Raw genomic sequence first — 21,478 nt, forward strand, 5'->3', positions numbered from 1 at the left:
TCACCTGTCATAAGCATCTGTTGTACACATAAGCCCCACTTAGCTTGCTAAGTGGGGCTTACTAATTTGTCTAAATATAAATAGGTAAGCATATGTCACGATATGTACCACTAGATGCTAATCAGCATGCTCAGGGTGGTTGGTTGCCTTATACGGATTATCTTTTTGCCGCTGATCAAACGTTAGTCGCTGTATCATTGGAAGAAGTGCCCCACATTCTGAAGTCGGTTCCCCTTGCATTTCGTGAGGTGGGCGCGGGTCGTTATCAGTTGGTGGCTGTTCAATCATTGACTCAAAACGTTAATCTTTGTGTGGCGCCAAACGGTCGCTGGCTAACGGGATATATTCCGGCGCTGTATCGTGCTTATCCCTTCCGGTTACAACCTAACGAAAACCAGCGCCAGTGGTCGCTTTGTGTTGATATGGATAGTGGTCTCTGGCTAGCAAATGCCGGTGAGCAGGGCAAGCGCTGTTTCAATGACAGTGGCGAGGATTCTGAGACGTTAAAGCAGCTGCGTAGCTTTTTAAACAAAGTGATGCAGGGGCAAGCATTGGCTGCTCGTGCAGTTAATGCGTTGGCAAATGAGCAGCTAATTCAGCCGTGGCCGCTGAAAACACAAGGCGATAATGAACAAGTTCAGCAAGTCGAAGGGCTATATCGCATTGACGAAAAACGGCTTAATGCCCTAGTGCCCGAAGCGTTATCAACGTTGCGTGATGCGGGCGGGCTTAGTCTTGCCTATGCGCAATTGCTATCTCAGCATCGTCTAAATAACCTAGCTGAACTTTATCGCCTACACCACACGGCTGCGCCGAATGTTGAAAGCTTAGATGAGTGGTTTGAGGAGAGTGATGACCTACAACTGAGTTTTGATGATTGATGTTGATTGATTAATTTCTTGCTTTCTGAATTAACGGTTCGATGGGGAGCAATATCTCGCTCATGACGACGTTTTGCCTTTTTTACTGAATAAATTTAGCTTTATAGGGTTGCTGCTTGGCTTTGAAAAAAGATTTTTTACCAAGCGAGTTGAATTCAGTAGAATATGGCGCTTATTTTAAAGGCGACGAGATTGGAGCCTAATGTCTAAAATGCCCAAAAGCGTCGTGCTGGAAGGACGTCGATACCCTACGTGGGTACTGAGTTCGCGTGCGCGTGCTCAGTTGGTGAACCTTCAGCAGGTAGACGCGCATATTGCAGAGCTGCGTGAGCGATTGGCGCATTACTCAATGGCTCGAACGCTTTGCCAGCAGCGTCTGCTAAGTGCACTACCTAAGCCTCTCGGTATACCTGCGGGCCGATGTTATTGGCATACGGTGCCAAGAGAGTGGGTTGAGCTTTCTGATGTGTCATGCCCTTTACACGCTGTACCGGGCGGGCATAGCTATCAGGAAGGTGATACGCTGGTCGTATATATTAAAGGGCTTGGCGTTGTTGGTTGGGGAGAGGTAACGGTTGACAGCTCTTCAGCCTGTCACTTCACGTGGCGTTGTAGAGTGGCGTCAATGGCAAGTGTTATACAGGCTAAAACGCTAAGCCAATTTGCGCTTCGCCATCCCACCAGGCCATCACAACGTCTGCCTAGTGATGCTAACATTGGTCGTTTATTTGAAATGCTGAATTCTCGATCACTTTCCAAGTGATAGGTGATTTTATATATCGTTTTTATGATCGATAAGTAATAGAAAAGATATGGCGATATTGTCGCATTAAATTTTATTTTGATTTATTAAGGAGCTTTTATGGAAAAGCAAGAAGCCAAGACAGTCACTATTGATGGTCAGGAATATAACCTTTCCGATCTCTCTGAAAATGCACGTAATCAACTGACAAATCTTCGTCTTACAGACCAAGAGATTCAGCGCCTTAACCAGCAGCTTGCTATTGCTCAAACAGCTCGCGCTGCCTACGCAAATGCACTCAAAAAAGAGCTGCCAGAGCAGCGCAAGCACTAAACCATAAAGCAGCGTTTTTGTACTGTGCGCAGCACCTCGGCGAGCGCTATTCCTGGAAGTGGACTATTGATCCAGGAGCAGGGTAATGGCTTAAATGTTCTGCTCGAACAGTGATATAAGAAACTTTATGCGCGTTAGTGGGGTAGGGTGCCGGAGGATGCTCAGGCCCCCTATCTTTGCTTGCCCACCTACTTTACTTGCCCCCTATTGCTTCCGGCTGTGTGCTATCTAACGATACCATCGTCATGTCTCTTATATTGAGCATGGCTGTGGCATCTTCAGGTGGGTGGTTATGCTACTATTCGTGGTTTCCATATAACCGCTGGGTCGCCTACCTTTATGTTTAGTCGTCTTTTTTTTCCTTCTGAGTCACTAAGAAGTGTTACTGGGATTGCGGTGTTTCTAATGGGAGCCTTGGCCCTCATTGTTCCATCGGGTTATTCCATTGGTCCTCTGTTGTTATTACTTGTCAGCATTTCCCTATTGTTTTTGCAATCGCCTTATTCACTCACTTCAAAAGACCGCTGGATAATTCTGACGTTAGTGGTCTACGGAGTGGTTGTGGGGGGGCTGTCCATTATAGATCTAGGCGCTAAGGGCTTTGATCGCCCATTACGCTTTTTGCTAGCCATTCCAGTATTGCTACTCATTTTACGCTTTCCGCCACGCCAGACATGGTTATGGAGCGGGTTGTCGCTGGGTGCCATAGGAGCAGGTAGCTGGGGGTTATGGCAACGGTTTGGCAATGGAATAGAGCGTGTTGGTGGCTATTTACATCCCATCCAGTTTGGCAATCTAAGCATGTTAATGGGCGTGTTATGTCTAGCAGGTTTGGGCTGGGCGGTACTTCAGCGTCAGCGCGTCATTTGGGTGGTTTTACTGTTGCTAGGGGCTTTGCTGGGAATGTTGGGGTCGCTGATGTCAGGTAGCCGTGGTGGTTGGGTGGGTCTGCCTGTCATTGGCTATGTTCTTTATCGTGGTTTTGGCCGTCAGTTACCGTTGGCGTTAAAAGTGAGTGTGGCTGGGCTGGTTGTGACACTGGCTACGTTGGTGTTTGTACTGCCTCAGACGGGGGTTCAGCAGCGCGTTAATTCGGCGATTAGCGATATCAGCCTCTATGTTTCAGGCGAGGAGAGCAATACCTCTCTTGGGCTACGTTTTGAAATGTGGCGTGGGGCATCGCAATTAATTATTCAGCGTCCGCTGCTAGGCTGGGGAGAGTCGGGGTATGAAGCGGCGATGCTTAATTTGGGGCAGCAACACAGTATCTCTCCAGTGGCGGCTCAATTTGGCCATGCGCACAATGAATTTATCGATGCGCTGGCTAAGAGAGGGGTAGTGGGGTTGGCTGTGCTTGTAATGCTCTACATGGTGCCACTTAAAATGTTTGCCTCTGGAGTGGTGCACGAGAACCTGCAAATACGAACATTAGCGGTGGCGGGCACGCTGCTTCCGGTTGCGTTCATTGACTTTGGGCTATCCCAAACCTTTTTAGCCCATAATAGCGGCGCTATGTTTTATGCGTTTTGGTTAGCTGTTATATGGGGATGTTACAGTGCTTACAGTAGAGTATTTCAAGGCTAGAACAATGTTATAAAGCTGAATCGTCTAAACGTCGGTTTATTACCAGCTGTGGCTGGATATAGGCCGACGTTTATTAACTTATGAGTCGTTTTTATGCGGCGAAGTTGTGGATTGCTCTACGGTTTCAGGAGCTACAATTGCAACTTCTTTCTGCTCCCTGGTCCATTTGCCCGCTTTTTTATCAATATACTGGAAGTGCTCGTTAGTAAAATTGCCTTGGTTGCAGGCGTGACGGTATGACACTGTGGGGACGGTGCGTTGATCTAATAGCTGAATGAATACGCCAGGACCAGTGAGCTCAAACACGTTGGTGAGAGTGTTCTCTTCAATGTTTTGCTGCACTTGATCAATCAATCTGCGTAGGTTGGGGTTACCTGGTTTGCTGGCGATGAAGTAATTGCTCAGCTCACCTTTACGGGTGGTGACGTAGAGTTCGTCAATATCACCAGGGACAACACGGGAAAGTGGCCAGATGGCATGTGCGTCAATATCAAGGTAAACGCCGCCGTATTTGTAAAGCACCATGAGGCGCCAAAAATCAGCCTGCGCCGCACCAATTTGTAACTTTGAATAGCTGGTGAATAGGGCGTCGTCGAAATTTTCTTTAATGAAGTCACTTCGCGCGTCGGTAATCATGAAGCGATATTCGAAACGAGGGGCCATGAGACGATTAAACAAGTAGTTCAGGTAAACCGGAAGGGTCACTCTATTAGTGAAGTTGGTCTGCCAAATAATACGTGGAATAGTCGAGCTATTTTTAGGTTTCAGCCAGGGCGCGGCATAGGCTGGCAGCGTGAAGCGCTTGTTCGGCAGCACGGCATGAAAAATATAGCTAAGCAGCTTGGTAATGTTTGCGCATAGCTTTATCAAGCGACTAGTGGCCACGATAAGTGGTTTGCTTGTGCGGGTGGGCATGTTCATCCTTTTCATTCGTATCGCGGCAAGAGGTGAATCGGCTACCAGCCGCCTTGGCCTTCCAATAAGCTTCGGGTGTTATTATCCAGCGGTAGTTTAAAGTCGGCGCTGCCAAGCACCATCGCATCACCAGCGCGAACGACTCGTGCACTCACATAGAGATAGTCCTGGCCTTGTGCATAAGTACCCATCAGTATCGAACGTGCATTGTGCTGGGCGCTAAGACGTTGGACTTGGCGGGATAAAATTAATTCACCAACGGTCTCTTCAATAAACATGCTGTCACGCATTTTGACTTCGCGTACCTGCATACCTTGCCTTGCGAGGGCAGACGCCATAATTTCTGAGCTAATACGGCCAAATGTCGACGATTGGCTTAAGTTATCAATACTTACAAAAGTAGCCGCAATCATCGGGCTGTGGCGTGTAAGGTCTGGGTTGCTGGCGACCATTTGTGCGGCGGCTTCATGGGCTAGTTCGGAGAGGTCTGGCTGAGGCTCGGCATTTCGCACGCTATTGTTATTGCCAAGTGCAGTGCAACCAGCCAAAAACAGCATAAGCAACGCAGCGATAAGCAGGCGAGCGCCAACTGCTAAGCCGCGCAGTGGAGACAGAGAGGAAGAGAGTGAAAGCATGTAATTACCAAGTATTGGTGATAGAAACAGTAGGGGTTACAGGCGCTTGAGGAACACGATGTGGTGCATAGTGACGTCGATCACCAGCATTTATGTAATAAATATTAGAAGAGGAGTAGAGAATGCGGTCATTATCAACGATCTGGGTAGTGATGATAACCTCCTCTTTGCCCTCATAAGTCCAACTGCCGCTGGTCGTATCTGCCACCATCGCCGCGGGAATTAATGCAAGTGCAGGTTCGCTCCAGTTTCCTAGTGCCATGCTAGCCACGGTCACGCCACCGGCAAGGGCGGTGTAAGCACCAAACGGTGGGCGTATATAGCCGCGATCACGATGCTCAACAACTTCAACGTCTACTTGGACGGTGGCGCCGCCAGTGCTGGGGTGTGTCATCACGCTTCCCCCACGCGACACCAGTTCGCTTGTTAATAGCGTACGAAAGCCACGTTCAAATTCGCCACCATAGTAGGCGCTAACGGATGTATGCTCTTGCGCTGGAATATGCAGGTCTCTAAAGCGAACCCGTTCACTGCGAAGAATGCCTGCCGCTTCGTGTTGGGCTAGCACTTCCCAGTGCTGAGCCGCTTGCATGCGCTGCTGCTCACTATAAGGGTAGGTAGTCGCAATGGGAGCCTGCGATGTGTTGGCATAAAAGCAGCCGCTTAGCACCAGGCTCGCCAGTCCAATACAGGCAGGGCGCAATAGTTGAACCATGGATGGTGACATTGTCGATAATGAAGCAGTTCTTGATGACATAGGTCGGGTGCGCACCTGATTGTTCCTTCTCGCTACGAAACGGCTTTTGATAGACTAGTTTGCCACGCTTACCCTATATCGGCCACGAGGTTAAAAACTTGAATGAGTGAACCCCCCCATGCTTGAAGACCACCGCGCTGGTCCGCGCCATGATTCACTGCTAACTGCCTATCCAGAAGATGAAAGTAATAGCGGTTGGATGATTAGCTATATTGACATCATGACGCTACTGGTAGCCCTGTTCGTTATTATTATTGCTGCGGCAAATGTGACAAGCCCATCATTGTTTCAGCAAGAAACAGCCGATGAGTACGGCTATGAGTCGTCACCTGCTAGAGAAATACCCTTGCCGGATGCGCTTGCTGAAGTCCGCCAGCAGCGCACGGTACTCGGTGTATCACCTAGTAGTGATACGCTCAGCCCGTTTGCGATTAGCGCTGCGTTGGGTGTGGCAGGGTTGCCTAAAGCTCGCACTGCTGTTGTGGAGGTGCCTCCTTTATTGGCGCGGATTGAAGAGGACTCGATAGATACGCAGCCATCGGCTGTCACTAGTAGTCTTCCGCAGTTGCTGCTGCCTACCGATGAGCGTAAGGCTGTTTCGCCGTTGGCGGATTACATGGTAGTGCTCACCGATCGCCCACCTATTAATGTACAAAAAGTGTCTGATGTGGCGATGAATAGCGCATTAGCACTTGATGAGAGATTGGCTGAGCGTGTGGAGGCCTCGACGTATCTACCTAATTTGGAAGGCGTTGAAGTTTCCCGGGTTGCCGAAGGGATCAGCCTGCGTGTACAAGATCGGTTGCTATTTCCCTCTGCCGATGCTCAGTTGACAGAAGGGGGCTCAACGCTAGTGGGGTCGTTGATGGATACCATTCAGCGCTTCGAGGGGGAAGTATGGGTGGAGGGGCACTCTGATAGCCAATCCATCAATACCCCAGAGTTTTCGTCCAACTGGGCGCTTTCAAGTGCGCGGGCGATTGCGATCGTTGAGGCACTGGAAGCCGCAGGGGTTGCTCCGGAGCGTTTACGAGCGGTTGGACTAGCCGCAACCCAGCCGCTAGAAGATAACGATACTGTTGAAGGGCGAGCGCGCAACCGTCGCGTTGAGGTAGTTATTCACGTGGACTAAGGAATAGATCAAAAAAACCCGCCGGGGAGGCGGGTATGAAAGGGCTTGTCTCACTGCAGCCCACTGGCATCAGGTGAGGGGTGTACAAGGTTGCCAGTGGGTACAATTTGAGTATAGCTATTTGTGGGCTTTTGCCAAGGGCTTGTCGAATTTTTTTCAATTTATTTGCGCGCTATTTTGGTGCGTCAAGATTGCGTTGTTTTGGTGCTTATAAAAAGACAGCTGGTTTTTATGAGCCAATCTTCTGATTATTAACAATAAAATTGTATTGGCATACAAACTGCTTGGTTGCTTATCTAAAAGTGGGCGTGTGTAACGACTTTTAAGATTGCAAAAAGGTGGTGCTATGACCGAACAAAGGCATACTGCGTTGCCCAGTGATGCTCAGTCACCTAGCGACTTAGACCCAGCGCTTCAACCGCGTTTGGTAGTCACCGACTTAGATGGTTCATTACTAGATCACCACAGTTATGATTTCTCACCTGCCAAGCCCTGGCTTGCCCGCCTTAAACAGCTAGGGGTTCCGGTCATTCCGGTTACCAGTAAAACTCGCGCTGAACTCATCCCTCTCCGGGAAGCCCTTGGGCTAACGGCGACCCCCTTTATTGCCGAGAATGGCGCCGTTATTGGTTTGCCGCCTGGTTGGTGTCATGCGCGTTTAGATCGCCCTGGTAATGGCCGGGATGGCGTCGTTATTAAACACACCGGCGTTGATAGTGGCTTCATTAAAGCGCGACTAAACGTTTGGCGTAAGCGCTTGGGTGTTCGGTTTACCCGCATGGGCGACTTAAGTCTTCAGCAGGTAATGGCGTTAACTGGGCTTGATGAAATCCGTGCGAAAGCTGCGCGGCAGCGGGAGGGGAGTGAGCCGCTTATTTGGGAGGATAATGCAACTGCACTTGAAACGTTCCGCATTGCGCTTGAAGGCGATGGCCTTGAACTCACTCAAGGGGGACGCTTTTGGCATGTGATTGGGCGCTTATCTGACAAAGGTGGTGCTGTAGAGTGGCTAATCAAGCGATTTACTGCATTACGAGGCAGCCAACCACTGTCATTGGGCTTGGGCGATGGCCCAAACGATATCACGATGCTGGACACTGTCGATCAAGCGGTGGTGATTCGAGGTTGCCACGCACTTAACGTTGAGCCGCACAACCGTGCGCTATATCGAACAAACGCGACTGGGCCAACTGGCTGGGCTGAGGGGGTAGCCCACTGGTGGGGGCGAGATAACGGGCGTCTAAAAATGACGCCAGTGAATGACACCGCTGCATCAGATTACAAGTCACGGGAGGCTAGCGTATGAGTGATTTCCATCAAAATGGTGTGATAACCGATTTTCACAACTTAACGCGTCGGCCAGTTGCGGCACTTGAACAGGAGCTTTGCCAGTTTGCCAAACGCCGCCCAATGGGGCTGATCTTACCCTCGCTTTTTTCTGAACTGGAAGGGCCTGCGCTGTCGGCGATTGTTGATGAGCTGGTGAAAGTGCCTTATCTCAATGAAATTGTCATTGGTTTGGACAGGGCAGACCGGGATCAGTTTTTATATGCACGGGAGTTCTTTTCGCGCTTGCCCCAGCACACTCGAATCTTATGGAATGACGGTCCGCGCTTACGCGCCATCGACCAAGAATTAGAACATCATGGTTTGGGGGCATTAGAGCCAGGTAAAGGAAGAAACGTATGGTATTGCGCTGGCTATGTGCTTAGTTCAGGTCGCTCGACCACTGTTGGTCTTCACGATTGCGATATTCTTACCTACGACCGTGGCCTTCTAGCGCGCCTTATGTATCCCGTCGCGAATCCTCGTTTTAATTACAGTTTTTGTAAAGGTTATTACCCGCGTATTGCCGAAGGAAAGCTCAATGGGCGTGTTTCTCGGTTGATGGTGACGCCGCTGCTACGTGCCTTGAAAACTGTCTGTGGCCCGTTACCCTATTTGGATTATTTAGACAGCTTCCGTTACCCGTTATCCGGTGAATTTGCCATGCGCAGCGATGTGCTTGAGGGCATCCGAATTCCCGCTGACTGGGGATTGGAAATCGGCGTGCTGTCGGAGTTGCAGCGTAACTACTCCCATCGTCAGCTGTGTCAGGTCGATATTGCCGACGCCTATGACCATAAGCATCAGCCCGTTAGTGAAGCGGATGCGACCAGTGGCTTGAACCGAATGAGTCTGGATATCGCTAAAGCGCTGTATCGTAAGCTGGCTACCCAAGGGGTTAGCTTTAGCAGCGAAGATTTCCGGACGCTCAAAGCAACCTACTACCGTTTAGCCTTAGACCTCATTGAAGCCTATGATCACGACGCGACAATGAATGGACTAAGTTTAGATCGCCACTGTGAAGAACAGGCAGTGGAGCTATTTGCCAGCAATTTGCTAGAAGCCGGCAATCTGTTTTTAGATAACCCCCGCGAACGTCCCTTCATTCCCAGTTGGAACCGTGTGCAAGCGGCGATGCCTGACGTGCTAGCCCGTATGCATGAAGCGGTAGAACTTGATAACCAGGGTGAGGTTTAACGCTCCATGCCTATTTTTTCTAGAAATATTTAAATTTATCAGTTGGTTGAGCTTATCAGATCTTAAAGTATATAAGGCTTTAAGTAGATAGAAGCTGGTGAATGTCGCTTAACCGATAATGTCATTCTCATCACGGCACCTCGTTGGCAGCGAGGTGCTTTTTTTTATCTCGCGGCTACTGGTAGGCGAGCAATATTGACCATGCTCAATAAATGGCTTTAAATTCCAGTAAAATATAAGCATATAACTTTTTTGTGGTCTATGATGGTTGCATAGCAATATCACTACTTGCCATTAGCGGGAGGCACAGAATGCAACACCCGATTGTTACTCACTTCTTTGATGAGCCCACTAATACCTTTAGTTATGTGGTGCAGGACCCAGAGAGTAATGCCTGCGCAATTCTAGATTCGGTACTCGATTTCGATTATGCCGCGGGGCATACGGATGTACGTTCTGCGGATGAAATTATTGAATTTATTCGCGAAAACCGCCTTGAAGTGACCTGGATTTTAGAAACCCATGTGCATGCTGATCACCTCTCTGCGGCACCCTATTTGCACCAAACGTTAGGTGGAAAAACCGGGATTGGCGCACACATTGTCGACGTACAGGAAATTTTTGGTAAAGCATTCAATGCGGGTACTGAGTTCGCTCGGGACGGCAGCCAATTTGATGCCCTGTTTAACGAAGGTGATACGTTCACCATCGGTAGTCTTCAAGCGCGCGTGCTTCATACGCCAGGCCATACGCCTGCCTGCCTTACTTATGTAATAGGCGACGCGGCCTTCGTTGGCGACACACTGTTTATGCCAGATTACGGCACCGCCCGCTGTGATTTTCCCGGTGGCGATGCGCGTACGCTGTACCGCTCTATCCAAAAGGTGTTGGCACTGCCGCCGCAAACGCGGCTGTTTTTATGCCATGACTATAAAGCGCCAGGCCGAGACGTTTATCAGCACGAGACCAATGTGGCAGAGCAGCGTGACGCGAACGTCCATGTACATGAAGGCATTACAGAAGATGAGTTCGTGAAAATGCGCACTGAGCGTGATGCCACGCTAGGCATGCCTAAACTCATCATTCCTTCCGTACAGGTCAACATGCGCGCGGGAGAAATGCCGCCTGCCGACGACAACGGCGTTGTCTATCTAAAAGTCCCTATCAACCGTTTTTAACTGATATTGATTATCGAGGAGCAGAAAATGAAAGCAAACGTCGGCGGTATCGACAAGGTGGCACGAATCGTTGTTGGTCTTATTCTGATCATGCTGGCGCTTACCGGCACCATTGGCGCATGGGGATGGATTGGCGTTGTACCGCTCGCCACTGGGCTGTTTAATTTTTGCCCACTGTATCCTCTGCTGGGCATCTCAACCTGTAAAAACAGGCATTAACACAGCAAGGAGACACCTGTGGACTGGATGGCAAGCCTGCAAGGGCTCGTTGGTGGTGTATTGATAGGCTTATCCGCGGTGTGGTTGATGGGAGCCTTGGGACGCATCGCCGGTATTAGCGGCATTATTGGAAACTTAATAACCCAGCGACCTAAAGGCGACAGCGCTTGGCGCTTAGCCTTTTTGGTTGGGCTGGTGAGTGGCCCGTTACTGGTCATGGCAATGGGAGGCGGGCTGGGCAACGTTGCCGATGCTCCCGGTGCGGTGATCGGTGCGCCAGCTGGCGGCGTGCCGCTGATGTTGATAGCCGGTCTGTTAGTTGGGTTAGGCACAGGGCTTGGCAGCGGCTGTACCAGCGGCCATGGCGTTTGCGGCTTGGCACGCTTATCCCCCCGCTCTATGGCCGCCACTGGGGTGTTTCTACTCACAGCGATCGCCACGGTCTATGTGATGCGTCATATGATTGGAGGTGGTGTATGAGGCGCGTGATATGAATAGTGCAACAGTAAAAACCGCTGCTGGCTATGTCGCTGGGTTGCTATTCGGGCTTGGGCTAGCTATCTCGGGTATGACGGATCCTGCCCGTGTACTTGGCTTCCTTGATGTGGCTGGCGCCTGGGATCCAACGCTGATGTTTGTGCTAGGCAGTGCGGTAGGCACAACGTTTGTGGGCTATCGGTTGGTATTTGCCCGTGGCGAGCCGCTGTTTAGCACTAATTTTCAGCTTCCAACTAAGCAAGCGTTAGACGGCAAGCTGCTGGGTGGTGCGGCGCTATTTGGCATTGGGTGGGGGCTTTCTGGCTACTGTCCTGGCCCTGCCATCGCCTCCATCGGTGGGATCTCATTGCCGTTATTGGCGCTGTTGGTCGCGATGGTGGCTGGCTGGTTTATTGCAAAACGTATTAGCCAGTAGCGTTAATGTATAAACCACTGCGATCGCCCTTGTCTCCCTAGGCAAGGGCGTTTTTGTAGCAGGTTTTTGTGAATGAGCTTTGGTAAATGAGTTTTTGTAATCAGTTTATGGCACAGCTCGCTAGCTTAATGCTGGGTTAACGTGCATTTGCCATGCTAGTAGTAATAAAAGGAAAACCGCCATGCACGTCTTACTCATTGAAGATGATCCACTTGTTGCATCAGGAATACGCTCCGGCTTAATGATGTACGACTTTGTCGTCGATCATGTGTCTACGATTCAAGCCGCGGGACAAATCATGCAGTCAGTGGTGAGTGATGTTGTGATACTTGATCGTGGTCTTCCCGATGGCGACGGCTTGCAACTGCTGCAATCGTGGCGCGACCAAGGCAACGCTACCCCAGTGTTAATGCTAACGGCGCGTGATGCGGTACGAGACCGTGTTGACGGCCTGCAGTGCGGAGCCGACGACTATCTGGTGAAACCCTTTGACCTTGATGAGTTAGTGGCCCGTCTTCATGCACTGCTGCGGCGAGTATCAGGCCGTAGCCAGGGTATGACGATACATGGGGTGCTAACGCTGGATCCCCATGCGCGTGAAGTGAAAGTCTCCGGTCAGTTGGTATCGCTATCACGCCGAGAATTGGTGCTTTTAGAGACCTTTCTGCATTCGCCACGCAGCGTGCTTTCTGCCGACCAGCTAAAAGATAGCCTTTATGGTTTGAGTGACGATGTAGAGAGCAATGCACTGAACGTGCATATCCACCACCTACGCCGAAAATTAGGCAGTGGCATCATTGAGACGGTTCGTGGGTTGGGCTATCGGTTAGGCAAGCCTGAGGCTGTTCACATTCCAGGTACGTCTTATAAGGGGCAGCAATGAGTTTACGAGCCCGCCTATTGCTCACTCTGGGGGTGACGTTGGCATTGCTGTGGGGTGTTGCTGCGGCTTGGTTACTCAATGATTTAGAAAAAAAATTCGTAGAAACGCTAGATCAGCGCCTTGCTCAGTCGGCACGCATGGTCGCCGGGCTCGTGCTTCAGCTGCCTGAAGATGTCTGGGAGCAGAGCCAATCTCACGCTTTGTCTATCCCTCCGATCGAGGGGTTGGCCTGTCAGGTGCACTCTCCACGTGGCGATATCATTGCCCGCACTCATGCCAACATGGAAACCATACTGACACCGGGTGAGCGCGGTCATGCTTACCGGCAGGAAGGCGATACTACCTGGCGTGTCTTTACCTATGAGCGGGGCAATCTGGTCATTACTACCGCCGACCGGATGGATGAGCGGGACATATTGCTAAGCGATGTATTTCGCGTCGCTGTCTTGCCGTTTGTGGTGGCATTAACAGGCAGTTTAATTGCGCTCTGGGTGGTTGTTTGGCGTGGTTTGGCGCCGCTAACAAGGCTGCGCGAATCGCTTGCCAGTCGTCATCCGGAAGCATTGGCACCCGTGTCTACCTATGGTGTGCCGAAAGAGATTAAACCGTTGATTGAGACGCTCAATGGGCTACTCGTAAGAATCCAACAAACCATTGTCCGTGAGCAGCGTTTTACCAACGATGCCGCTCATGAGTTACGTACGCCCTTAACGGCGATTAAAACCCATCTACAAGTAGCGCAGCGAGCCGACGGCGAAACGGCGAAAGAAGCGCTCAGATGCGCAGAGGCGGGGGTGGTTCGACTGGCGCATACGCTAGATCAGTTACTGACGTTAGCAAGAGTTGAAGGGCGCATGCGCTTTGATGATGGCGAGCCAAGTCAGGTAGGTGAGATTGTTGATCTGGCGATCGCCGACAGCATGGCAACCGCCGGGCAGTGCCAGATTACCTCCCAATTACCCCAAGTGTGCGTTGCTATGCCTAGAGAGCTGGCAATAACCGCACTACGTAATTTACTGGATAACGCACTGCATCATGGGGCAAGTGAGCAGCCTGTAGCGTTAAACGTGCAGTCTGCCGCTGATCAGCGTCATGTAACGTTCACGGTGCATGACCAGGGTAGCGGCGTCGATGACGCTACACTAAAACAGTTAACTCAGCGTTTCTGGCGCGTGAGCAAGCAGCAAGGTAGCGGTTTGGGCTTAGCGATTGTGGCGGCAATTGTTGAGCGTTTTGGGGGCTGGGTAAGTTTTGAAAATGTCCTGGCCGGCGGGTTTAGCGCCCACTTAACCATTCCTACGGCAGGGGATGAGCAACGAGAAGGATCTGAGGCTATTCGATAGCGCTCGCTGCGTTATCTCAGTCAATGAGCAATGGCTAGTCAATAACGGGCAGGTAAGTAAATAACGAACAGCAGTCAGGGGGATATATGAATAAAAAACCGTGGGGCAAGTTTAGTTTGTTGATGGGCACCAGCCTTATAGGCGGTAGCACTCTCGCAGGTGTGGCCTTTGCCGAAACAGGCGATGCCGAGCGTGGCCAGGCCGCCGCGGCAACCTGTACAGCATGTCATCAAGCTAACGGTAGCGGGATGAACATACCTGGAGGTGAGTCGTGGCCGCGTTTGGCTGGGCTTAATGCTGATTATATCGTTAAGCAGCTACACGATTTTAAAGAGGGACGTCGCCAAAACGCCACCATGATGCCCTTTGCTAACATGCTTAATGACCAGCAAATAGCGGATGTTGCCGCTTACTATAGCGCAATGCCTATCACCCCTGGCCAGGGTGGCGATGATGTGGACGACGCGCTATTGGCCCGTGGCGAACAGTTAGCTGAGCGTGGAGATTGGGATGCCTACATTGTGTCATGCAAGAGCTGTCATGGCCCGAATGGCACTGGCGTTGGGGAGGTGTTCCCCGGTATTGCAGGTCAGCACGCTGGTTACATAAGCAACCAGCTGCATGCTTGGCAAAATGATCAGCGCCATAATGATCCCCAAAACTTGATGGCAGCCATTGCCAAGCGCATGAGCGATGAGGATATCCAGGCGGTATCAGCGTGGTATGCCACCCAGGACGTTAGTGCCCAAGTCAGTAGTGAAGAAGGGGAGGTAGCGCAATGATTTTGCATAAAAAACGTCTCGTGCTAGCGCTAACAGGCTGTTCATTAGCTACCGGACTAGCCGTCAGCGCTTTCGCTGACAATGCTGCCGACCCATCGAACGAAGCGCCCTATCAGCGGTTAGTGGAGCTTGGCTTTCCTGCACCGCAAGAGGGCGAGTTAGTTCATGTTCCACCGACGATGGCAGACCTGGAAGACGCTGATATCCATCCAGAGCTAAAAAAGGTCATTCGGTATGGCTATGACCTATTTACCAACACGCAGCAGCTACGTGGTGAAAACGTTTTCAATGACATGAACTGCTCAAGCTGCCACTTAGGCGAAGGGCGTCAGCCGTTTAGCGCACCGGTCTGGGCAGCGGCGGTCACGCTGCCTGACTTCAGGGGTAAAAATCAGCATGTTAACAATCTTGAAGAGCGCATTGCTGGCTGCTTTGCTTACTCGATGAATGGTACGCCACCTGCCTATGGCAGTGATGAGATGCTCGCACTCAGCGCCTACCACCAATGGTTGGCTACTGGTGCGCCAATGTACCCCAGTCAGCCTATTTATGGGCGTGGTTTTCCTGCGCCAGACGAGCCAGATGAATCCCCCGATTACGCCCGTGGTGAAGCCGCGTACCAAGAAAACTGCGCCATTTGCCATCAAGACAACGGCGCTGGACACTATGAGAACGGCGAGTATGTGTTCCCCGCACCCTGGGGCGATGGCTCTAATAACTGGGGCGCAGGCATTGTCAGAGTCGATACCGCTGCAGGGTTTATTTACAACAATATGCCGCTAGGACAGCCACGCTCGTTAAGTGATCAGGATGCCTGGGACATTGCCTATTACATGACTAGCCAAGAGCGACCGCAAGATCCCCGTTACACGGGTGACGTTGCTGAGACACTAGAGCGCTTCGGCCCTACTTTTCATAAACGTTCGCTTTATGGGCAAGCCCGTGAGCATGACGGCCATGTCCTTGGCGACCATGCGAACTTTGGCGAAAAAGGCGATATCGAGCCATGGAACGTCGGTATGCCGCGTTTTGAAAACCTGACAGACGAGTAACTAGCTGAGGAGCAGCGATAGAAGCATCGCAACCAACGTATCCGGAAAAAAATAGTAGCCCGTGGTGGTATAACCCCACGGGCTAGTGATTGGTTTGAGGATGCTGGATGGGCGCTTTAAAACTCGCTTATATAGTTTGCTTTAAGGCGCTTCACCGCCCATCATTTCAATTAAACGCTCCTCGCTGGGTAAGCCTTGAATTCGGTCGATACGTAAACTGCCACTGTCTGTCTCGCGCTGGAAGGCGCTGGTGGGCGTAGCGTACAGGCCTAGCTCTTCAAAAAGCTGATTGTTGGCATATACCTGTTCTTCAATATCTCTAGGCTGAGCGCTTGCTGAAAGTGAATCGCCGCTGCTGTGGTCATGTAGCGCGGCAGAAGGGTCATCTGCACCTAATATAGTGGCCGCCAGAGCGGGACTGTTCGGCGCTAAGATGCCCACCATAATATGGCGCAGCTGCACTTCACCAGCCTCTACCCAGGGGCGGCTTTGTTGCCACAGTTGGCGACAGTAGGGGCAGTTAGCATCGGTAAAGGTATAGATAACCCGCGGCGCGTTTTCATCGCCATCTTGAATCCAGTGGCTCTCTTCCAGTAACGCCCAGGTTTGCGCTTCAAGCGGAACCCGAACATGCTCCTCTATCTGTGCTTCGGTGAGATCGTTGCCTTGATCATCCATTAGCGTGCCGATAATGGTGTGTTGGCCATCAGGCGTTAAATAAATCGCCAGCTCTTGGCCCTGCACGCTAGCACCGTAACCACGCATGCCCCCTGGCGCCTCAAACTGACCGTGAATCGTTATCCCCTGATTGGTGAGCGCTTGAACCGGTGCGGGCAGTTCTTCGGCATAGCCTGTCGAGATATTGCCAATGCCCGTTAATAGCAACAAGGTGCTTAAACGAGACAGGGAAAAGTATTTCATAAGTAAGTCCTTATGTGTGAAAGATACGCAGTGTAAGCCAGTAACGTTATGAGCAAAGGTAGGAGGTTGCCTCAACGTAATCGTTTCAAGCCTTGTTGAAGCGTTGCTCGGGAAAGTTCGCCAAAGTGCGTGTTCACGAGTTTTCCTTGCGCATTATAAAAAAGGGTAGTGGGCATGGCATGAGCCCCCGTTGCTCTCCCTAATGCATTGCTTTGGTCAAGCCACACATTATCAAGTGAAAGGTCATATTGATTCATAAATGTCTCAATGTGCTGGGCGCTTTCCCCCTGATTAACAAACACAAATGTGATGTCCTGCTGGGTATTTTGAGCTTCCTCAAAAACAGGCATTTCTCGAATACAGGGAGGGCACCAGCTTGCCCAAAGGTTAACAACCAGAGGCTGCTGCGTTTGCGTGGCAAGCTGAGGTAGGCTGGCAGGGTGGCCGTTCCGGTCTAATAAAGCGGTGGGAGGGAGTGGGCGCGATTGCTGTTCGATTAATAGCGTGCTACCAACCAGCATTCCCCAAGTAAGCAATCCCGCAAACAAGGCACCGCTTAAAGGCCTGCGTTGACGAGCAGAGCGCCAGAGAGCCCAGCTCGCGTAACTCAGTCCAGCAATAAAACCGGCTGCTAAATCAAAGCCACCGTCACGAATATCTAATCGGGAAATAATACCGTCATACGCTTCCCAGTAACGCACGACAAACACGACTCGGGCAGCCAGGAGGCCAATAAAAAATACCGTTATAAGCGTGTCGCTGACCGCTACGCGGTGTCGCCGCCCTAGTAACGCTCCTACCAGAAGCGCTATCAAAAAAGCCACTATTAAAACCAGCTGATGAAGGCTGAACCCCAAAGGGCCAATGACGATGCTTTGTTGCAGCATAATTAACGGTTAACTCAGTCAATGTTGAATGCTGCAGTATCTCAGTCGTCGATTATTTGACGATTATATTGGCTCATTGCTGAGACATTATGCCGCAATGCATTTTTCACGTATCTGCCACCATCCATCTTATTGCATAGGGAGGAAGCGTGGTCTCTTCCTGGGCGTTTTGCAGATCTAAAGCACGCCAAGCATGTTGGCTAAGTGTCTGCTCAAGTGCTTCTCCTACATTATCTAATGGCAGTAGCGTATCGGTGACATTAAACAGGGCAAGCAGGCGGCGGCCGTCGCTTAGCGGGCCTCGCTCAATGGCTAACACTTCAGGCGGCGTAGTCAGTACGCGTTGTGTGGCGTTGGGGTGGAAGCAGGGCTCTGTGCGCCGAAGTTCCAGCAAGCGGCTAAGCGCATGAAACACATCGTGGGTCGGCGTTGAGGGGCTTTCGAGTAACAGTGTTAGCTCATCACGCTGCCAGCGGCGTCGATTAATTGAGCGCAATCGGCCGCTGCGCTCCACTCCTTCGACATCGTTAAGCGTGCCGGTCAATGTATGAATATAGAGGGCGGGAATGCCCTGGAGCGTCAGCATAATAGCTTGGCTGCACAGGAAGCGGGCAATTTGCCAGGGGTCTGGTCCTCTACGCGTGCCGCGCATGGCCTCAAACCAAGTAATATTGATTTCGTAGGGCGAGTCACTGCCATCAGGATTGCTCCGCATGCTGACAAAGCCACCAAAGCGATGCATCAGTTCTAGCAGTGCATCTCGCTCATGGTCAGGTAGCACTCCTTCTAAAGGACGCACGCCAATCCCATCATGGCTCGCGGTGAAGTTTAAATAGGTGCAGTGTCTGGGCAGTATCGGCAGGCTGGCAAGCCATGTTTGAAGGGTAGTGGCTTCACCGCGGGTGAGTGTGTGCAATAACAAAGGGGGCAGGGCGAATTGATAGACCATGTGGGCTTCGTCTGGCGCCCCGTTGGCTAACCGTTCTAAGCCAAAGTAACTGATGTTTTCTGCGTGAGGGACATTGGTCTCGGTAATTATCAGCGTGCCCGGCGCTATTTCATCCACAATGGCGCGCAGTAAACGGACCACCGTATGGGTTTCGGGAAGATGGATGCATGGCGTGCCCAGACGCTTCCATAAAAATGCCACTGCATCCAGGCGAATGATACGCACGCCCTGTTGAAGGTAAAACAGCAAGATGCCAACAAACTCAAGCAATACGTCAGGGTTTTCAAAGTTTAAATCGATCTGATCTTCTGAGAAGGTTGCCCATACATGGCGCGTACCCCGACGCGTGGAAATGGGCACTAGCAATGGACTGCTACGTGGTCGAACCACGTCAGAAACATCGGTTTCTGGGTCTACTTCTATAAAGTAATCACGACCTGGCAAGCTTCCGGTTAAATAATCCACAAACCACAGAGACTCGCGAGACACGTGGTTTAGCACTAAATCGCCCATCACGTCATAGTGGCTTGCCAGCTCACGGATATGCTGCCAATCGCCTAGCTCTGGATTAACCTCACGGTAATGAATGACTGAAAAGCCATCATCGCTACTCCAGGGAAAAAAAGGCAGCACATGCACGCCGCTAATACGCTCCCCCAAATAGCGCTGAAGGAACTCATTAAGCACGGCAAGAGGCGGTGTTTCCTCTGCCACAATGGAATCACCGTAGCTAATGACCCATTGATCTTTTTCGCTCCATTTTGGTGCATTGTCGCCTTCAGCCGCGGTATTTTCAGTTATGGCTGGCGCCTGTGATGCACTGCGAAAGTGGTCAATGTGTTGTCCAAGACGGCGTTGTACCTCGCTGGCGCGGGGGCCGTAGAGGTGCGAAAGGAAATGGTGGACTGTCTGCTCAAATGGGGTCATAGGGATGTCCTCTTAAACAACCTACGACAAACGCTGCAGCTTGTGTGCCAAATCGTTACAATGCTAGGTTAACGCCGCGTTTAAAGAAGCGACTATTTTTGCTTGCAAGCGCCCTTAAACTGCATGTCGTTGTAGCGCGTGGCTACTCCGCTGCTAATAATAGTTTGCAATATTGCTTATATGTGCCGTTATCCGCACAAGCTGACACGCTGCACGTACTGACAACAGGTTGACTGCCATGCATTGCCCTTTTTGTGGTGCTAATGATACTCGAGTGACCGACTCGCGGCTGGTAGCCGACGGTGACCAGGTGCGCCGTCGTCGCCAATGCGCTAGCTGCCAAGAACGCTTCACCACGTATGAAACCGCAGAACTGATTATGCCGAGGGTCGTAAAATCCGACGGCTCACGCGAAACCTTTAACGAGAGCAAGCTGCGGGCAGGCATGTTGCGGGCGCTAGAGAAGCGTCCGGTGAGTGCTGAGGCAATAGAAGCCGCCGTGGAGCGTATTCGTCAATCGCTTCGTGCCCGCGGGGATCGCGAAGTTAATGCGCGGGATATCGGTGAAGCCGTCATGAAGGCATTAAGCAACCTGGATCAGGTGGCGTATATCCGCTTTGCATCGGTATATCGTAAGTTTCAGGATCTAGACGAATTTCGCGCTGAGATAGACCGTCTTTCTCAAGATCCAGGCGATCACCCTGCATCAGCCCACAGCGACCCAGATCGCGGAGAGGTTTGATGAACGAGTTGATGGAGAGAGGCTTTACCAGCGCTGATCATCAATTTATGGCGCGTGCTCTGCAATTGGCGGCGAAAGGGCTGTATACAACAGACCCCAACCCCCGGGTAGGCTGTGTTATTGTCCGCTACGATCAACACGCGGAAGGGCAGGTGGTTGGCGAGGGCTTTCACCTCCGTGCTGGCGAACCTCATGCAGAAATTCACGCGCTTAACGCCGCTGGTGCCAGGGCAGAAGGCGCAACGGCTTATGTCACGCTGGAACCTTGTTCCCATACAGGTCGCACTGGTCCTTGTGCCGGTGCGTTAGCGGATGCCAACGTTGCCCGCGTGGTCGTCGCAATGGTTGACCCTAACCCTTGCGTGAGTGGACGCGGTATCAAGCGGCTTCGGGAATCAGGAATTCAGGTAGATGTTGGGCTGTTGGAACAGGATGCCCGTGCGTTAAATCCTGGCTTTATTTCCCGTATGCAGCACAAGCGTCCCTTTGTGCGTTTAAAAATGGCCATGAGCCTGGATGGCCGTACTGCCATGGGCTCTGGAGAGTCACAATGGATTACTGGCCCAGAAGCTCGTAGCCAAGTGCAGCGTCTGCGAGCGCGTTCAAGCGCTATTTTGAGCGGCGTTGAGTCCGTCATTATGGATGATTCACGACTAACCGTGCGCGCAGACCAGTTGGGGCTCGATAACGCGGATACAATTAGTCAGCGGCAGCCACTACGCGTTATTTTGGATTCGCGTCTACGGTTACCGTTAGCGGCCGCTTGTCTTCGTGAACCAGGCCGCACATTGATTATTACCACTGAACACCACAGTGAAGAAAAACGCCAAAAGCTGGAAGCTGCAGGCGCTGACATTAAGGTACTGCCCGCGGCTCAAGAAGGCCGAATCGACCTCGCAGAGATGCTGAACTGGTTGGCTGAGCATGAGCAGGTAAATGAGCTGCTTGTTGAAACCGGCGCTACGCTGGCAGGCGCGCTGTTAGATGCAAATGCGGTGGATGAACTGCAGTTATTTGTTGCTCCCACGCTTTTGGGAGGCGAGGCTCGACCACTATTTGCGTTGCCCGGGATGACTCGCATGGCCGACCAGAAGCGCTTAACTATTAAAGAAATTCGAGCCGTTGGTAGTGACTGGCGCATCATCGCTAAACCATGCACTGACTAGCGCGCCGGGCCAGA

Annotated in this window: 23 protein-coding genes; 17 read left to right on the forward strand and 6 right to left on the reverse strand. The window is 51.4% G+C overall.

The annotated features are described in order from the left end of the window. Positions 1-92: 92 nt before the first annotated feature. From CEK60_RS00815 to CEK60_RS00830, 4 genes are all read left to right on the forward strand, one after another. On the forward strand, positions 93-881 hold the full coding sequence (locus CEK60_RS00815; protein WP_089037399.1) for a SapC family protein: 789 nt from the start codon (positions 93-95) through the stop codon (positions 879-881). A gap of 202 nt (positions 882-1,083) precedes the next feature. Then, on the forward strand, positions 1,084-1,644 hold the full coding sequence (locus CEK60_RS00820; RefSeq protein WP_089037400.1) for a hypothetical protein: 561 nt from the start codon (positions 1,084-1,086) through the stop codon (positions 1,642-1,644). A 99-nt stretch (positions 1,645-1,743) separates the two neighbouring features. Further along, a complete protein-coding gene (locus CEK60_RS00825) occupies positions 1,744-1,956 on the forward strand; it encodes a DUF6447 family protein (protein WP_089037401.1) in 213 nt (70 codons plus the stop codon). A gap of 405 nt (positions 1,957-2,361) precedes the next feature. Next, positions 2,362-3,540 (forward strand): O-antigen ligase family protein, encoded by a 1,179-nt coding sequence (locus CEK60_RS00830; RefSeq protein ID WP_232471447.1) that lies wholly within the window; start codon positions 2,362-2,364, stop codon positions 3,538-3,540. Positions 3,541-3,618: 78 nt separating this feature from the next. Here CEK60_RS00830 and CEK60_RS00835 read toward each other — a convergent pair whose 3' ends face one another. Genes CEK60_RS00835 through CEK60_RS00845 form a run of 3 tightly spaced genes read right to left on the reverse strand, consistent with a single transcriptional unit; the run spans position 3,619 to position 5,805 of the window. Then, positions 3,619-4,455, reverse strand: a complete 837-nt coding sequence (locus CEK60_RS00835) for a glycosyltransferase family 32 protein (protein WP_089037402.1) — start codon at positions 4,453-4,455, stop codon at positions 3,619-3,621. Between the two features lie 41 nt (positions 4,456-4,496). Continuing rightward, entirely contained in the window at positions 4,497-5,090 is a 594-nt protein-coding gene (locus tag CEK60_RS00840) for a FlgO family outer membrane protein (RefSeq protein WP_089037403.1), read from the reverse strand. Between the two features lie 4 nt (positions 5,091-5,094). Continuing rightward, positions 5,095-5,805: a hypothetical protein gene (locus CEK60_RS00845; RefSeq protein WP_089037404.1), complete on the reverse strand. Its 711-nt coding sequence runs from the start codon at positions 5,803-5,805 to the stop codon at positions 5,095-5,097. Positions 5,806-5,965: 160 nt separating this feature from the next. Here CEK60_RS00845 and CEK60_RS00850 point away from each other — a divergent pair, with 160 nt between their 5' ends. From CEK60_RS00850 to CEK60_RS00900, 11 genes are all read left to right on the forward strand, one after another. Next, entirely contained in the window at positions 5,966-6,979 is a 1,014-nt protein-coding gene (locus CEK60_RS00850; protein WP_089037405.1) for an OmpA family protein, read from the forward strand. Positions 6,980-7,325: 346 nt separating this feature from the next. After that, positions 7,326-8,285, forward strand: coding sequence for an HAD-IIB family hydrolase (locus tag CEK60_RS00855; RefSeq protein ID WP_089037406.1), 960 nt, complete (start codon positions 7,326-7,328; stop codon positions 8,283-8,285). Further along, on the forward strand, positions 8,282-9,502 hold the full coding sequence (locus tag CEK60_RS00860; RefSeq protein WP_089037407.1) for a glycosyl transferase: 1,221 nt from the start codon (positions 8,282-8,284) through the stop codon (positions 9,500-9,502). The genes CEK60_RS00855 and CEK60_RS00860 overlap by 4 nt, the downstream gene beginning before the upstream one ends. A gap of 311 nt (positions 9,503-9,813) precedes the next feature. Further along, on the forward strand, positions 9,814-10,680 hold the full coding sequence (locus tag CEK60_RS00865) for an MBL fold metallo-hydrolase (RefSeq protein ID WP_089037408.1): 867 nt from the start codon (positions 9,814-9,816) through the stop codon (positions 10,678-10,680). A 27-nt stretch (positions 10,681-10,707) separates the two neighbouring features. After that, positions 10,708-10,899 (forward strand): YgaP family membrane protein, encoded by a 192-nt coding sequence (locus CEK60_RS00870; RefSeq protein ID WP_089037409.1) that lies wholly within the window; start codon positions 10,708-10,710, stop codon positions 10,897-10,899. Between the two features lie 18 nt (positions 10,900-10,917). Beyond that, entirely contained in the window at positions 10,918-11,379 is a 462-nt protein-coding gene (locus CEK60_RS00875; protein ID WP_089037410.1) for a YeeE/YedE family protein, read from the forward strand. Between the two features lie 10 nt (positions 11,380-11,389). Next, positions 11,390-11,812, forward strand: coding sequence for a DUF6691 family protein (locus CEK60_RS00880; protein ID WP_089040813.1), 423 nt, complete (start codon positions 11,390-11,392; stop codon positions 11,810-11,812). Between the two features lie 181 nt (positions 11,813-11,993). Then, complete coding sequence (locus CEK60_RS00885) at positions 11,994-12,695, forward strand: response regulator (protein ID WP_089037411.1); 702 nt, start codon at positions 11,994-11,996, stop codon at positions 12,693-12,695. Then, positions 12,692-14,038, forward strand: coding sequence for an ATP-binding protein (locus tag CEK60_RS00890; protein WP_089037412.1), 1,347 nt, complete (start codon positions 12,692-12,694; stop codon positions 14,036-14,038). The genes CEK60_RS00885 and CEK60_RS00890 overlap by 4 nt, the downstream gene beginning before the upstream one ends. Before the next feature lie 86 nt (positions 14,039-14,124). Then, on the forward strand, positions 14,125-14,820 hold the full coding sequence (locus tag CEK60_RS00895; protein WP_089037413.1) for a c-type cytochrome: 696 nt from the start codon (positions 14,125-14,127) through the stop codon (positions 14,818-14,820). Further along, positions 14,817-15,872, forward strand: a complete 1,056-nt coding sequence (locus tag CEK60_RS00900) for a c-type cytochrome (protein ID WP_198361440.1) — start codon at positions 14,817-14,819, stop codon at positions 15,870-15,872. The genes CEK60_RS00895 and CEK60_RS00900 overlap by 4 nt, the downstream gene beginning before the upstream one ends. Positions 15,873-16,013: 141 nt before the next feature. On the opposite strand, the gene dsbG is transcribed toward CEK60_RS00900, so the two are convergent. From dsbG to CEK60_RS00915, 3 genes are all read right to left on the reverse strand, one after another. After that, a complete protein-coding gene (dsbG, locus tag CEK60_RS00905; RefSeq protein WP_089037414.1) occupies positions 16,014-16,793 on the reverse strand; it encodes a thiol:disulfide interchange protein DsbG in 780 nt (259 codons plus the stop codon). 71 nt (positions 16,794-16,864) lie between these two features. Further along, positions 16,865-17,680 (reverse strand): TlpA family protein disulfide reductase, encoded by an 816-nt coding sequence (locus tag CEK60_RS00910; RefSeq protein ID WP_089037415.1) that lies wholly within the window; start codon positions 17,678-17,680, stop codon positions 16,865-16,867. Positions 17,681-17,786: 106 nt separating this feature from the next. Then, positions 17,787-19,556 carry a sugar phosphorylase gene (locus CEK60_RS00915; RefSeq protein ID WP_089037416.1) on the reverse strand — a complete coding sequence of 590 codons (1,770 nt, stop codon included), beginning with the start codon at positions 19,554-19,556 and terminating at the stop codon, positions 17,787-17,789. A gap of 238 nt (positions 19,557-19,794) precedes the next feature. Here CEK60_RS00915 and nrdR point away from each other — a divergent pair, with 238 nt between their 5' ends. Beyond that, positions 19,795-20,298 carry a transcriptional regulator NrdR gene (gene nrdR / locus CEK60_RS00920; RefSeq protein WP_089037417.1) on the forward strand — a complete coding sequence of 168 codons (504 nt, stop codon included), beginning with the start codon at positions 19,795-19,797 and terminating at the stop codon, positions 20,296-20,298. Further along, positions 20,298-21,464: a bifunctional diaminohydroxyphosphoribosylaminopyrimidine deaminase/5-amino-6-(5-phosphoribosylamino)uracil reductase RibD gene (ribD, locus tag CEK60_RS00925; RefSeq protein WP_232471448.1), complete on the forward strand. Its 1,167-nt coding sequence runs from the start codon at positions 20,298-20,300 to the stop codon at positions 21,462-21,464. Before nrdR ends, ribD begins: the two co-directional genes overlap by 1 nt. Positions 21,465-21,478 lie beyond the last annotated feature (14 nt).

This window comes from Halomonas sp. N3-2A (genome assembly GCF_002216165.1).
Taxonomy (GTDB): Bacteria; Pseudomonadota; Gammaproteobacteria; order Pseudomonadales; family Halomonadaceae; genus Vreelandella.

Coding starts and splice junctions, on each gene's coding strand:
- CEK60_RS00815 (WP_089037399.1), top strand. CDS start 93: ATGTCACGATATGTACCACTAGATGCTAATCAGCATGCTCAGGGTGGT.
- CEK60_RS00820 (WP_089037400.1), top strand. CDS start 1,084: ATGTCTAAAATGCCCAAAAGCGTCGTGCTGGAAGGACGTCGATACCCT.
- CEK60_RS00825 (WP_089037401.1), top strand. CDS start 1,744: ATGGAAAAGCAAGAAGCCAAGACAGTCACTATTGATGGTCAGGAATAT.
- CEK60_RS00830 (WP_232471447.1), top strand. CDS start 2,362: ATGGGAGCCTTGGCCCTCATTGTTCCATCGGGTTATTCCATTGGTCCT.
- CEK60_RS00835 (WP_089037402.1), bottom strand. CDS start 4,455: ATGCCCACCCGCACAAGCAAACCACTTATCGTGGCCACTAGTCGCTTG.
- CEK60_RS00840 (WP_089037403.1), bottom strand. CDS start 5,090: ATGCTTTCACTCTCTTCCTCTCTGTCTCCACTGCGCGGCTTAGCAGTT.
- CEK60_RS00845 (WP_089037404.1), bottom strand. CDS start 5,805: ATGGTTCAACTATTGCGCCCTGCCTGTATTGGACTGGCGAGCCTGGTG.
- CEK60_RS00850 (WP_089037405.1), top strand. CDS start 5,966: ATGCTTGAAGACCACCGCGCTGGTCCGCGCCATGATTCACTGCTAACT.
- CEK60_RS00855 (WP_089037406.1), top strand. CDS start 7,326: ATGACCGAACAAAGGCATACTGCGTTGCCCAGTGATGCTCAGTCACCT.
- CEK60_RS00860 (WP_089037407.1), top strand. CDS start 8,282: ATGAGTGATTTCCATCAAAATGGTGTGATAACCGATTTTCACAACTTA.
- CEK60_RS00865 (WP_089037408.1), top strand. CDS start 9,814: ATGCAACACCCGATTGTTACTCACTTCTTTGATGAGCCCACTAATACC.
- CEK60_RS00870 (WP_089037409.1), top strand. CDS start 10,708: ATGAAAGCAAACGTCGGCGGTATCGACAAGGTGGCACGAATCGTTGTT.
- CEK60_RS00880 (WP_089040813.1), top strand. CDS start 11,390: ATGAATAGTGCAACAGTAAAAACCGCTGCTGGCTATGTCGCTGGGTTG.
- CEK60_RS00885 (WP_089037411.1), top strand. CDS start 11,994: ATGCACGTCTTACTCATTGAAGATGATCCACTTGTTGCATCAGGAATA.
- CEK60_RS00890 (WP_089037412.1), top strand. CDS start 12,692: ATGAGTTTACGAGCCCGCCTATTGCTCACTCTGGGGGTGACGTTGGCA.
- CEK60_RS00895 (WP_089037413.1), top strand. CDS start 14,125: ATGAATAAAAAACCGTGGGGCAAGTTTAGTTTGTTGATGGGCACCAGC.
- CEK60_RS00900 (WP_198361440.1), top strand. CDS start 14,817: ATGATTTTGCATAAAAAACGTCTCGTGCTAGCGCTAACAGGCTGTTCA.
- dsbG (WP_089037414.1), bottom strand. CDS start 16,793: ATGAAATACTTTTCCCTGTCTCGTTTAAGCACCTTGTTGCTATTAACG.
- CEK60_RS00910 (WP_089037415.1), bottom strand. CDS start 17,680: ATGCTGCAACAAAGCATCGTCATTGGCCCTTTGGGGTTCAGCCTTCAT.
- CEK60_RS00915 (WP_089037416.1), bottom strand. CDS start 19,556: ATGACCCCATTTGAGCAGACAGTCCACCATTTCCTTTCGCACCTCTAC.
- nrdR (WP_089037417.1), top strand. CDS start 19,795: ATGCATTGCCCTTTTTGTGGTGCTAATGATACTCGAGTGACCGACTCG.
- ribD (WP_232471448.1), top strand. CDS start 20,298: ATGAACGAGTTGATGGAGAGAGGCTTTACCAGCGCTGATCATCAATTT.